At 72.2% G+C, this 12,156-nt stretch carries 11 protein-coding genes and 1 tRNA gene; 9 read left to right on the top strand and 3 right to left on the bottom strand.

The annotated features are described in order from the left end of the window. The first annotated feature begins 39 nt into the window (after window positions 1–39). Complete coding sequence (locus AB0D48_RS28635) at window positions 40–1,752, top strand: endo-1,3-alpha-glucanase family glycosylhydrolase (protein WP_362403054.1); 1,713 nt, start codon at window positions 40–42, stop codon at window positions 1,750–1,752. 111 nt (window positions 1,753–1,863) lie between these two features. Then, on the top strand, window positions 1,864–3,009 hold the full coding sequence (locus tag AB0D48_RS28640) for an aminotransferase class V-fold PLP-dependent enzyme (RefSeq protein WP_362403057.1): 1,146 nt from the start codon (window positions 1,864–1,866) through the stop codon (window positions 3,007–3,009). 6 nt (window positions 3,010–3,015) lie between these two features. Here AB0D48_RS28640 and cobF read toward each other — a convergent pair whose 3' ends face one another. Further along, the gene (gene cobF, locus AB0D48_RS28645) at window positions 3,016–3,768 is read right to left on the bottom strand and encodes a precorrin-6A synthase (deacetylating) (protein ID WP_362403059.1); all 753 of its coding nucleotides are present in this window, start codon (window positions 3,766–3,768) and stop codon (window positions 3,016–3,018) included. An 18-nt stretch (window positions 3,769–3,786) separates the two neighbouring features. On the opposite strand from cobF, the gene AB0D48_RS28650 reads away from it, so the two are divergent. From AB0D48_RS28650 to AB0D48_RS28665, 4 genes are read left to right on the top strand one after another with little or no spacing between them, the layout of a single operon-like run. Beyond that, entirely contained in the window at window positions 3,787–4,542 is a 756-nt protein-coding gene (locus AB0D48_RS28650; protein WP_362403061.1) for a (Fe-S)-binding protein, read from the top strand. Then, window positions 4,539–6,023, top strand: a complete 1,485-nt coding sequence (locus tag AB0D48_RS28655; RefSeq protein ID WP_362403064.1) for a lactate utilization protein B — start codon at window positions 4,539–4,541, stop codon at window positions 6,021–6,023. The genes AB0D48_RS28650 and AB0D48_RS28655 overlap by 4 nt, the downstream gene beginning before the upstream one ends. Continuing rightward, window positions 6,020–6,652 carry an LUD domain-containing protein gene (locus AB0D48_RS28660; protein ID WP_362403067.1) on the top strand — a complete coding sequence of 211 codons (633 nt, stop codon included), beginning with the start codon at window positions 6,020–6,022 and terminating at the stop codon, window positions 6,650–6,652. The genes AB0D48_RS28655 and AB0D48_RS28660 overlap by 4 nt, the downstream gene beginning before the upstream one ends. A gap of 4 nt (window positions 6,653–6,656) precedes the next feature. Then, window positions 6,657–7,049, top strand: a complete 393-nt coding sequence (locus AB0D48_RS28665; RefSeq protein WP_362403070.1) for a VOC family protein — start codon at window positions 6,657–6,659, stop codon at window positions 7,047–7,049. On the opposite strand, the gene AB0D48_RS28670 is transcribed toward AB0D48_RS28665, so the two are convergent. Next, the gene (locus tag AB0D48_RS28670) at window positions 7,029–7,511 is read right to left on the bottom strand and encodes a DUF309 domain-containing protein (protein ID WP_362403073.1); all 483 of its coding nucleotides are present in this window, start codon (window positions 7,509–7,511) and stop codon (window positions 7,029–7,031) included. The two genes, AB0D48_RS28665 and AB0D48_RS28670, sit on opposite strands and share 21 nt — an antisense overlap. A gap of 118 nt (window positions 7,512–7,629) precedes the next feature. On the opposite strand from AB0D48_RS28670, the gene AB0D48_RS28675 reads away from it, so the two are divergent. After that, window positions 7,630–7,706, top strand: a tRNA-Pro gene (locus tag AB0D48_RS28675). Between the two features lie 28 nt (window positions 7,707–7,734). On the opposite strand, the gene AB0D48_RS28680 is transcribed toward AB0D48_RS28675, so the two are convergent. Next, window positions 7,735–9,138, bottom strand: a complete 1,404-nt coding sequence (locus tag AB0D48_RS28680; RefSeq protein WP_362403076.1) for a site-specific integrase — start codon at window positions 9,136–9,138, stop codon at window positions 7,735–7,737. 498 nt (window positions 9,139–9,636) lie between these two features. Here AB0D48_RS28680 and AB0D48_RS28685 point away from each other — a divergent pair, with 498 nt between their 5' ends. Next, entirely contained in the window at window positions 9,637–10,413 is a 777-nt protein-coding gene (locus AB0D48_RS28685; RefSeq protein ID WP_362403078.1) for an alpha/beta hydrolase, read from the top strand. A gap of 684 nt (window positions 10,414–11,097) precedes the next feature. Beyond that, window positions 11,098–11,898 carry a class I SAM-dependent methyltransferase gene (locus tag AB0D48_RS28690; RefSeq protein ID WP_362403081.1) on the top strand — a complete coding sequence of 267 codons (801 nt, stop codon included), beginning with the start codon at window positions 11,098–11,100 and terminating at the stop codon, window positions 11,896–11,898. Window positions 11,899–12,156 lie beyond the last annotated feature (258 nt).

Consider the following 12,156-nt stretch of genomic DNA (forward strand, 5'->3'; position numbering starts at 1 on the left):
CAGCCCCCCGCCGGGGGCATATTCGCGGGAGGGACCAGGATGAGAGCGGACCGGCGATCAGAAGGGCGGGCCGCCCGGCCCGGCTCGCACCGGCACCGGCGCCGATCCGGCTTCCGGGGCCGCAGGCCGCTGCTCGCGCTGCTCATCTCCGGTTTCCTCCTGGTCGGGGTGTGCGCGGCCACGGGGATCGCCTGGGACCCCTTCAACGGCGCCTCCGCCCAGGCCGGTCCGGCCCCCGGAGCCCCGCAGTCCGCCGGGCCGGGCAGCTCCGCGCCCGGCGGCTCCGCGCCGGCCACCGGGCAGCCGTCCGACAGCCCGCCGCCCACCAAGGGCGCGGCCGCCAAGGGCAACCCCAAGGGCGCGGTGGACACCGGGGCCGCGCGCCCCTCCGGCGCCCTGCCCTTCGACATGCCCCAGCCGGCCGCCCTGCGCTCCGGAGCGGCGGGCAAGAAGCTGGTGTTCGCCCACTACTTCACGCCGTACCCGCTCTCCCTCGACAACGCGAGCGCAAACGGCGACTACTACACCCGTCACTACCTGAACCCGGACGGCGAGAGCGGCAAGCACGAGAGGTACGGCGGCCTGCTCCGCGACCGGCCGCTGCCCACCCCGCCCAAGGCCGGCGACTGGGAGTACGCCAACCTCCAGCAGGAGGTCCGCACCGCCCGCGCGGCGGGCATCGACGGGTTCACCCTCGACATGCTCTCCCTCTCCGGCAAGAACTGGGACCGCTCCAACCTCCTGATGGCGGCGGCCCGTTCGGTGGACCCGGCGTTCAAGATCATGCTGATGCCGGACATGACCTCGCTGAAGACCGACGACCCGGGCGTACTCGCCGACGCGCTCGCCACGCTCGGCGACGCCCCCGCCGCCCACCGCCTCCCCGACGGCCGGCTCGTCGTCTCCCCCTTCAAGGCGGAGGCGAAGAGCGCGGCCTGGTGGACCCAGGTCATGGAGGTCCTGAAGAGCAAGCACGGCATCCGCACCGCCTTCGTCCCGCTGTTCCTCGACTTCGGCGCCCACAACGGTGCCTTCGCCCCCATCAGTTACGGGTTCTCCGAATGGGGCAGCCGCAGCTACGTCGGCCAGGAGAGCAGTACCCGCGACGTCCGGCGGGCGCACGACATGGGCAAGATCTGGATGCAGCCCGTCTCCGTCCAGGACGCCCGGCCCAACCAGGGCATCTACGACGAGGCCGGCAACACCGCGACCCTGCGCTCCACCTGGACGCACGCCATCGAGGACGGCGCCGACTGGGTCCAGCTCACCACCTGGAACGACTACTCGGAAGGCAGCCAGTTCGCGCCCTCCCTGCACAACGGCCACGCCTACCTGGACCTCACCTCGTACTACCTCACCAAGTTCAAGACGGGCAGCTGGCCGGAGATCGTCCGGGACACGCTGTACCTCACCGCCCGCACCCAGTTCGCGAACGCCGACCCGACGGGCGACCAGTCGCTGCTGATGTCCCTGCGCAAGGGCAGCGCCGCGCCCCGGGACACGGTGGAGGTGCTCAGCTTCCTCGCCGAGCCGGGAGTCGTCCGTACGACCGTCGGATCCACGAAGGGCACTCACGAGGCCCCCGCCGGCATCCACTCCGAGCTGCTCCCGCTGAAGGCCGGCGCGGCCTCGGCGGAGGTGGTCCGGGGCGGGAAGGCCGGCGCGGGGGTGGAGCTGCCGTACCCGGTGGACCGCAAGGTGGAGGTCCAGGACCTCCAGTACTACGCGGCGACCAGCGGACGGGACCGGTAAGGGAGCCGCCGCCCCGGCAGGCCACCCTGTCACGATTGGCCTTGTCGGGCAGTGCGCCGCGCTTGCATGATCCGGAAGCAGCCCCGCCGCACCCGTCACCCGGAGGTACCCGTGACCGAGCCCGCCATCCCCGCCGCCTTCCCCGGCGGTGGTGCCCTCTTCCGGCTGGACCCGGGCGTCGCCCACCTCAACCACGGCTCCTACGGGGCGGTGCCCCTCCCCGTCCAGGAAGCCCAGGAGGCGGTGCGCACCGAGGCCCACGCCGACCCCGACGCCTTCTTCAACGGCGTCTCCGAGCGGCTGGCCCGGGCCCGCGGCCGGATCGCGGCCCGCCTCGGTGCGGACCCCGAAGGCATCGCCTTCATCTCCAACGCCACCGAGGGCGCCAACCTCGCGCTCGACGCCATCCCGCTCGCCGACGGCGACGAGATCCTGGTCACCGACCACGGCTACGGCACCGTGACCGCGGCGGCCGCCCGCCGCGCGCCCGTCACCACGGTGGCCCTGGACCCGCGCCTGCCCGACGAGGACGCCGTACGCGAGGCCGTGCTGGCGGCGCTCACACCCCGCACGAAGGTGGCCCTGCTCGACCACGTCAGCTCGCCGACCGCCCGCCTCGTCGCCGGCCCCCGGCTCCTCGCGGACCTCGCGGCGCGCGGGATCACCACCGTCGTCGACGGCGCGCACACCCCCGGCACGCTGGCCGAGCCGATCGCCGCGGGCGCCGACTTCTGGTTCGGGAACCTCCACAAGTGGGGCTACGCCCCGTCCGGCAGCGCGCTCCTCGCCGTGGCGCCCGCCCATCGGGCCCGCATCCGGGCCCTGGTGCCCTCCTGGGAGGACCACCGCGGCTTCCCCCGGTCCGTCGAGTACCGGGCCACTGCCGACTACACCGGCTGGCTGGCCGCACCCGAGGGCCTCGACCTGCTCGACCGCCTCGACGCCGCCAAGGTGCGGGCGCACAACAGCGCGCTCGCCGCCTACGGCGCGGACCTGCTCGGCCGGCTCCCCGGCTTCGCCGCCCTCCCGCACACCCCGGGCCTCCCGATGCGCTCCGTGCTGCTGCCGCCCGGAATCGCCGAGACCCAGGACGCGGCCCGGGCCCTGCGCGAGGAACTCGCGGCGAAGCTCCGGATCCGGGTCCTGGTCTGGCCCCGGCAGGGCGGCGGGGGCCTGCGCGTCTGCGGGCAGGTCTACAACCACCCCGAGGAGTACGAGCGCCTCGCCGCGGCCCTGCCCGCCTTCCTGTCGAGGTGACCGCGCTCAGCCGCGCCGGAGCAGGTACGTGTCCATGATCCAGCCCTTGCGGGCGCGGGCCTCGGTGCGCAGCTCCTCGATCCGGCCGGCGACGTCCGACAGCCTGCCCTGGACCAGGATCTCGTCCGGGGTGCCGACGTAGGCCCCCCAGTAGATGAAGAGGTCCTGGTCCAGGTGGGCGGTGAAGGCGTGCCGTGCGTCCAGCATCACCACCACGTCGTCCACGTCCTGCGGCCAGCCCTCGGCCAGCCGCCGCCCGGTGGTGATCTGGACCGGGCGGCCCACCCGGTTCAGATTGGTCCGGTGCCGTGCCAGCAGGGCCGAGACGCTGCTGATGCCGGGTACCACCTCGTGCTCGAACGCCACCCGGCCCCGCTCCAGCACCTCGTCGAGGATGGCGAGGGTGGAGTCGTAGAGCGAGGGATCGCCCCACACCAGGAACGCCCCGGTCTCACCGTCCGCCAGATCCTCCGCGATGAACCGCTCGAAGAGCTCGGCCCGCGCGCTGCGCCAGCCGTCCACCGTCGGTGTGTAGTCGGTGGGGGTCCGGTCCCGGTCCGGGTCCCGGCCCTCCACCAGCCGGTGGCCGGGGCGCGCGTGCTCGTCGAGCATCGCGCGCCGTAGCCCGGTCAGGTCCGCCTTCTCCTCGCCCTTCTCCAGGATGAGGAATGCGTCCGCCGCGCCGATCGCCTTGACCGCCTGGAGGGTCAGGTGGTCCGGGTCGCCCGCGCCTATGCCGATCACTGAGAACTTCTTCACGGCGCTATTCTGCCCGTCATGCGCGTCGCCCTGTTCGTCACCTGCGTCAACGACGCGCTGTACCCGCGGACCGGTGTCGCCGTCGTACGGCTCCTGGAGCGGCTCGGCGTCACCGTGGACTTCCCGGCGGCCCAGAGCTGCTGCGGGCAGCCGCAGTACAACACCGGCTACCGGCACGAGACCGAACCGCTGATGCGGCGCACGGCCGAGGCCTTCGCGGGCTACGCGTACGTGGTCACCCCCTCCGGGTCCTGCGCCGCGATGATCCGCGAGCACTATCCCCGCATCGGCCGGAAGGCGGCGGCGGAGGGGCGCGGCACCGCGCTCGCCGAGGCGGCGCGCTCGCTGGCGCCCCGCGTGTACGAGCTGACCGAGTTCCTGGTCGACGTGCTCGGCGTGACCGACGTCGGAGCGTACTTCCCGCACACCGTCACCTATCACCCCTCTTGTCATGGCCTGCGGGGTCTCGGGCTCGGGGACCGGCCGCGACGGCTGCTCGCCGCGGTCAAGGGCCTGGAGCTGATCGAGCTGCCCGGCGCCGAGGAGTGCTGCGGTTTCGGCGGGACCTTCGCGGTCAAGAACCCGGACGTGTCGGCCGCGATGGGCGGCGACAAGATCGGTAACGCCCGGGCCACGGGCGCACAGGTGTTGTGCGGTGCCGACAACTCCTGCCTGGCCCACCTCGACGGCCTGCTGCGCCGGGCCGGAGCTCCGCTGCGCGCCCTGCACCTCGCCGAGATCCTGGCCGCCACCGAGGAGGAACCGCTGCGATGACAGGGGAGACCGGCACGGGTACGTACCTCGGCATGCCCGCGTTCCCCGACGCGGCCCGCGAGGCCGTACGGGACGACGTGCTGCGTGCCAACCTCCGGCACGCCACGCACACCATCCGCGACAAACGGGCCCGGGCGGTCGCCGAGCTGGCCGACTGGGACCGGCTGCGCGCGGCCGGCAAGGCCGTCAAGGACCACACCCTGCGCCATCTCGACCGCTACCTCCTCCAGTTGGAGGGGGCGGTCACGGCGGCCGGCGGCACCGTCCACTGGGCGGCCGACGCCGAGGAGGCGAACCGCATCGTCACCGGCCTCGTCATGGCGACGGGCGAGCGGGAAGTGGTCAAGGTCAAGTCCATGGCCACCCAGGAGATCGGCCTCAACGAGGCTCTGGAGGCCGCCGGGATCGCCGCGTACGAGACCGACCTCGCCGAACTCATCGTCCAGCTCGGCCACGACCGGCCCTCGCACATCCTGGTCCCTGCCATCCACCGCAACCGCGCCGAGATCCGCGACATCTTCCGGGCGGAGATGGGCCGCCTGGGCCGGGCGGCGCCCGACCCGCTCGGCGACGACCCGCGGGAGCTCGCCGAGGCGGCGCGCCTGCACCTGCGCGAGAAGTTCCTGCGGGCCAAAGTCGCCGTCTCCGGCGCCAACTTCATGGTCGCCGAGACCGGCACTATGGTCGTCTTCGAGTCCGAGGGCAACGGCAGGATGTGCCTGACCCTGCCCGAGACCCTGATCTCGGTCGTGGGCGTGGAGAAGGTCGTCCCGACATTCCGGGACCTGGAGGTCTTCCTCCAGACGCTGCCGCGCTCCTCGACGGCTGAGCGGATGAACCCGTACACCACGATGTGGACGGGCACGACCGACGGCGACGGACCCTCCGCCTTCCACCTCGTCCTCCTCGACAACGGCCGCACCGACACCCTCGCCGACGAGGTGGGCCGCCAGGCCCTGCGCTGCATCCGCTGCTCGGCCTGCCTCAACGTCTGCCCCGTCTACGAACGCGCCGGCGGCCACGCCTACGGCTCCGTCTACCCGGGCCCCATCGGCGCCATCCTCAGCCCCCAACTGCGCGGCACCGGCAGCGAGATCGACGCCTCGCTGCCGTACGCGTCCACCTTGTGCGGGGCCTGCTACGAGGTCTGCCCCGTCGCCATCGACATCCCCGAGGTCCTCGTCCACCTGCGCGAAAGGGTGGTCCAGGGCGGCCCGGTGACCCGGAACGGCATCCGCGTCACGGTCCGGCCCGCGCACGGCCACACCGCCGAACGGGCCGCCATGCGCGCCGCCCGGCTGCTCCTGGACCGCCCCGGCGCGCTGCGGGCGGGCGAACGCCTGCTGGCCAGGGCCCGCCGGCTGCGTCCGCGCCGGCTGCCGGGACCGGGGCGGGCCTGGACCGACAGCCGCGAACTGCCCGCACTTCCGGCGGAGTCCTTCCGCGACTGGTGGAGCCGGGAACGGGAGGCCTCCCGATGACGAGCAGGGACCGCGTCCTGGCCCGCATCCGCCGGGCCGTTCCGGGCGGCCCCGAGGTGGACGTCCCCCGGGACTACCTCCGCGTGCACGGCACCCGCACTCCGGCCGAGAGCGCCGACCTGCTCGCCGCCAACCTGGCCGAGTACCGCGCGAAGGTCCACCGCACGGCCGAGGACGGCCTCCCGGAGCTCCTCGCCCGCCTGCTGAGCGCCCGCGGCGCGCGGACCGTCCTCGTTCCGCCCGCCCTGCCCCCGCACTGGCTCTCGGCCGCCGCCGGCCCGGCCCGCGTCCACGACCGCGCCGATTCCACCCCGTACGAACTGGACGCCGTCGACAGCGTCGTGACGGGCTGCGCCCTGGCCATCGCCGAGACCGGCACGATCGTCCTGGACGGCGGCCCGGACCAGGGCCGGCGCCGCATCACGCTCGTCCCCGACCACCACGTCTGCGTGGTCCGGATCCCCGGACAGCTGGTGGACTCCGTGCCGCAGGCCCTCGAACGCCTCGACCCCACCCGCCCGCTTACCTGGATCTCCGGCCCCTCCGCGACCAGCGACATCGAACTCGACCGGGTGGAAGGAGTCCACGGCCCCCGCACCCTGGAGGTGATCCTCCTCGGCGCACAATAGGGCCATGCCCTCCCACATCGCCCTCACCGCCCTCGTGGTCCACGACTACGACGAGGCCATCGACTTCTACACCCGCGCCCTCGGCTTCGACCTCGCCGAGGACACCGAGCGCCCCGACGGCTCCCGCTGGGTCGTGGTCCGCCCGCCCGGCGCCAAGGAGACCGCGCTGCTGCTGGCCCGCGCCAAGGACGAGGCGCAGCGCTCCCGGGTCGGCGACCAGACGGGCGGCCGCGTCGGCTTCTTCCTCTACACCGACGACTTCGCGCGCGACCACGCCCGGATGGCCGCCGAGGGCGTCCGCTTCCTGGAGGAGCCGCGCCACGAGGCGTACGGCTCCGTGGCCGTCTTCGAGGACCTCTACGGGAACCGCTGGGACCTACTCCAGCCCGCCCGCTAGCCGCGGCGCCTCCCGCGCGGCATCGACGGCCGGGCCGCCGTCCGCGACCCGGCCGGCCAGCTCCCGGGCCCAGCGCACCAGGCCCGGCACGTCGATCCCGTACGGCCGCCCCTCCAGCCCCTCGATCCCGTCCGCCCCGCGGCGCAGCAGCCGCGCCCCGCCGACCGCGTTGCCGCGCGCGCTGTGCGTCAGCCCGACCGCGAGCTGCGCGAGCCCCCGCCAGAGCGGGGCTGCGACCTCGGGCCCGGACTTCCAGGCGTCCTCGAACACCTCGTGCGCGTGGAACGGCATCCCGGCGTCCAGCAGCCGCTGCGCCTCCCGGACGGTCTCCGCGGGGGAGCGGGCGATCCCCTCGGGCTGCCGCTCCACCCCGGGCGCCCCGTAGGGCAGCGGCCGCCCCAGTCCGTCCCTGGGCCGCGCACTGCGCGCCCGCCCTCCGGCATCCCGATCGCGTGTGTTCACCACCCCATCCTCTCCCCCGTCGATTACCGGTGCATGCACACCCTTCTGCGTGGGGTAATGTTCTGCATGTGCCGCCGAGACGGGGGAAACCCGGTCGAAAGTACAGTCGGAAGCACATCGGGACGTGGCGCAGCTTGGTAGCGCACTTGACTGGGGGTCAAGGGGTCGCAGGTTCAAATCCTGTCGTCCCGACCATGCTTTTAGCAGGTCGGAGGCCGTTCTCTCATCCACGAGAGGACGGCCTTTCGTGCATTCGGGGCCATGGTGGTCGCAGTGTGGTCGCACGTCCAGTCTGCGGTCGGTCGGCCGTGGCGCTGAATCCGGCTACGGCGGGGGATCGGAGTCGGCGGAGGGCTGCGCGGAGCCGGTGGAAGTGGTCGCGTGGTGGTCGCAGCCACGCCATGTGGTCCGTTTGGCGGCTGGCGTTCTCGGCTTCGGTGAGGGTGTGGTCGATGGTGTCGACGGCTTCTCGGGCTGCCTGTTGGGTGAGGTGGCTGTAGAGGTTGGCGGTCGTCGAGAGGGTGGAGTGCCGCAGCGTCTTGGAGACGACGGTGAGGGGGACGCCGGCGGTGATGGTGATCGTGTCGGCCATGTGTCGCAGGTCGTGGACCGTGACCCTGGGGACACCGGCTTCGGCGGAGAGACGACGAAGTCGTTCCAGAACCTGATGAGGTCCGAGCGGTCGGCCGTCGGGTCGACAGAACACGAGTCCGGCGAACGGATCGTCAGGATCGCCGCGGGTTCGAGGCATTGTTAGCGCGCGGTGCCGGAGGGCTGTGGCGACGCGGGGCGAGATGGCGACCCAGCCGCGGCTCGACCGGGTCTTCGGTGAGGTGAGGACGAGGTGGTTGTTGTCGATGGCTGAGAGGGTGCAGCGCACGTAGAAGACGCCCTGGTCGAGGTGGACGTCATCCCAGTGCAGGCCGAGGGCTTCGCCCTTGCGCAGGCCTGTGCCGATGAGGAACTCGAACAGGTCGGCCATCTCGGGATCGGCATGGTGGCAGTAAGCGAGGAAGCGGGCGGCTTCCTCCGCCGTCCAGATGCGACGCTCCGGCGACGGAGGGCGGCGCAGGACCGGGGGACGGGCCGGGTTGTGGGGCAGACGGTGCTGCCGGACCGCGTCGCCCAGCGCGCTGGAGAGGGTGGCCAGGCACCGGTAGAGGGTGGTGCGGCCGCGGCCGGCGGCGAGCTGGCAGGTGACGTAGGCCGAGATGTGGCGGTGGGCGAGCTGATCGAGCTTGAGGGTGCCGAAGGCCGGGATGAGGTCGTTGCGGACGTAGTCGCGATAGCGGGCCATAGTGGTCGGCTTCAGCACGAGGGCCTTCGCCGCCAGCCACGCGTTCAGATAGGCGGCGGTGACCGTCTGGTTCGGGTCCGCGTTGTACCCGCCCGCCTCGCCCTCGAGGAAGCGGCGCAGGGACTGCTCGGCCGTGTCCTGCGTGGGGAATCCGCCCCGCCGCACCGTGGTGCGGCACCGGTCCGGGGTGGGGACATCGACGGCGAAGCTCCAGGTGCCGTGCTCGCCGTCGGTGACCAGGTGGGGGCAGTGTGCGCCGAGCTGATCGCGATGGTTGTCCCTGCAGCCGCAGCGGCGGTAGACACGGCCGCGGCCGACGCTGGTACGCATGGTGATCGCCTCCGGGAGGCGGAGGGAAGTGGGGTACCTCCAGCCTGCGACCACACGCGACCACGGCGCTGCTCACGAGCGTCGTGACCAGCCAGTTTCCCTTGTTGCCGCGCCAAGGGCCCCATTCCGGAAAGCGTCCGCAGGTTCTTCGTCTCATGGTGGTATGGCAGCCGAGTGCCGTTGACCAGCGCAGACGTTGGTCTTGGAGCCCCCAGGTTCGCAGTCTGGTCCGGGAAGGTCCGAATCTTGGCGGTGTCGGCTCCTGGAGGCTCTCGCCATGTCGTGGATGGCGGATTGCAGCGATGAGCGCTGGCGAATGCGTCTATCGCTTCCGTCAGGGACAGACTTCCTGCAGTCAGGGGGTGCTCGGCGGGGACGGGCACGCTAGCCCTGCTGCGCGCCCATGCCTTGGTCGCTCGCTCACGCTGCTACGCCGTCGGAGCGAATCCACAAGCCGACGGGATTCCGGCCCCGGCCCGGAGGGGGACACCCAGCATTGTGACAGGCCATGTAGCAGGACCCGTAATTCCGTATGAGGTACAGGGCAACGGTCCGGAGCGGGTCATCGCACTCCACCATTGGCTGAGCGACAGGTCGAGTTTCGGCCATCTGCGGCGGTACCTGGACGGGAGCGCGTTCAGTTACGCGTTCGTGGACTGCCGTGGGTACGGCGAGGCGATGGACACCCCCGGCACGTACACGATGGAGGAGGTCGCGGCGGATGCCCTCGCCGTGGCTGACGACCTCGGCTGGGACACCTTCTCGGTCATCGGTCACTCCATGGGCGGCAAGGCGGCCCAGCAGCTGTTGCTGGACGCCCCCTCGCGGGTCCGCTCGATCGTCGGCATCTCGCCGGTGCCCGCGTCCGGGTTCCCGCTCGAAGGGGAGATGTGGGAGCTGTTCGTCGGGGCCGTGGAGGATTCCGGCAACCGCAGGACGATCTTTGACGTCACCACCGGCGGTCGGCACAACGATGCATGGCTGGATGCCAGGGTGAGCGGCTCGGAACGCTCCTCGCCGGTTGCCCTGCGCTCCTACCTCGAATCCTGGACTCGCGGTTCCGACATCCACGAGCGGCTCGAGGGAAATCCGACCCCGGTGCTTGTCGTGGCTGGTGCGAACGACCCGGCGATGGGCCCTGACACCATGCGGTCCACCTGGCTGCGGTGGTATCCGAACGCCGAGCTCGAGGTTTTCAGCGACGCCGGCCACTTCGCCCCGGATGAGAGCCCCGAGACACTGGCGACAGTGGTCGAAGGATTCCTCGGCCGCTAGCCACCGCCTTTCACGTGCGGCGGCGTCCGGATCCCGAGCGGAATCGCGAAGGTGCCTCCTGGGCTTGGGATGATGAGGCTTGTCTGGGGTTTCTGTCACCACAGCAAGAAGGAACTTTCTGCGTGCACCTACCGGGTTGCGTCCCAAGCTCGTCGTCTCGGCCGAAGGCCGCGGGGTGGTCAGCCACGCCGGGTCCCACCTGCTGGCCGATCTCGCCGATGTCACTGGCCTGACTGGCGCATTCACGGACGCGCTGCACAGGCTGCGACCGCGTGGCACTGGAGACGACCCGGGCCGGATCGCGGTCGATGGCAGGCTTTCGGAGCGAGGGCTCGGGTCTGAGGAGTTGCGACCCGTTTCTGCACAGGCTGGCGCGGAGGTGGATGGCGCTTCCGATTCCCCGATCTACGAGGCATTGGAGCGGTTGTGCTCCAGCGCGACCGGAACTGCCCCGGCGCCGCCCGGGCCCTCCGCATGCGAGGAATCTCTTCGGCCCGGGTGACATCCGTCCGTGCTGAGGCCGGGGGCGGATCCGGCCGCGGCGGACGTGCGGCCCGCATTTGCTCTCGTCTTGACTGGTGCTCCCGGCCGAGCTGCGAGCGGGTGGGGCCCCGGGCATGCTGGTCCGAGGCGGTAGGTGTCGGGCCCGCCGGGCCCTGCCGTCCGGGATGAGGGTGAACGCCGGTGTGGGGCGAAGGGGAAGCGTACGAGCCGTACATCGGGCGGTGGAGCCGGCAGGTGGCGGTGGAGTGCGTCCGCCGGCTGGGCGTTGCGGAGGGCAGTGACTGGCGGGACATCGGCTGCGGGACGGGTGCCGTCACGCGGGCGGTCCTGGACGTGGCCGGTCCCCGGCGGGTGGTGGGAGTCGAGCCGTCGGACGGCTACGTCCGGTACGCCCGGCAGCACGTCACGGATTCCCGGGCCCAGTTCGTACGCGGCGATGCGATGAGGCTGCCGTTCCCGGATGGCCGGGCGTCGGTGGCGGTCAGCGGCCTGGTCCTCAACTTCGTCCCTGCTCCTGAGCGGGCGGTCGCCGAGATGGCCCGCATCGTTCGCCCCGGCGGCACGGTCGCCGCGTACCTCTGGGACTACACCCAGGGGGGCATGGAACTCATCCGCCACTTCTGGAAAGCCGCCCTCTCCCTGGACCAGGGCAGCCGGGAGCTGGACGAGGCCCTCCGGTTCCCCCTGTGCGCGCCCGGCCCGTTGGACGAACTGCTGCGAGCGGCCGGCCTGGCGGACGTGGAGGTCGACGAGATCAAAATCCCCACACGCTTCACGGATTTCGACGACTACTGGGCCCCGTTCCTGGGCGGGCAAGGGCCCGCCCCGTCGTACCTCGCTTCACTGCCGCGGAAGGGGCAGGGCGCGTTGCGGGAGCGTCTGCGTGCCGACGTCCCCGCCGAGGCCGACGGCTCGATCGCCTTCACCGCACGCGCCTGGAACGGCCGGGGAAGACGTCCGAACGCTGAAGTCAGGCCATAGCCCCCTCGCCCGTCGCAGGCAGGCATCGGACGGGTGACGCCCGCGAGCGGAGGCTGCCGCATCCGTGGCGTAACTCCCGGGGGGAGTCTCCTGCGTTGATCACAGCATGGCGGCCGAGGGCTCCGTCGGCGGTGGACGGGCCGAATTCTGGTTGGGCACCGGCTGGTCTGCCGCCCCTCTCGGCGGGGCCGCAGGCCGCGCGCCCGTGTGGCTGCGTCAGCGCGTGCGGTGAGGTCGCGGTTGCACGGGGGCGGCCCG

This window comes from Streptomyces sp. NPDC048269, from assembly GCF_040652395.1.
GTDB lineage: Bacteria > Actinomycetota > Actinomycetes > Streptomycetales > Streptomycetaceae > Streptomyces.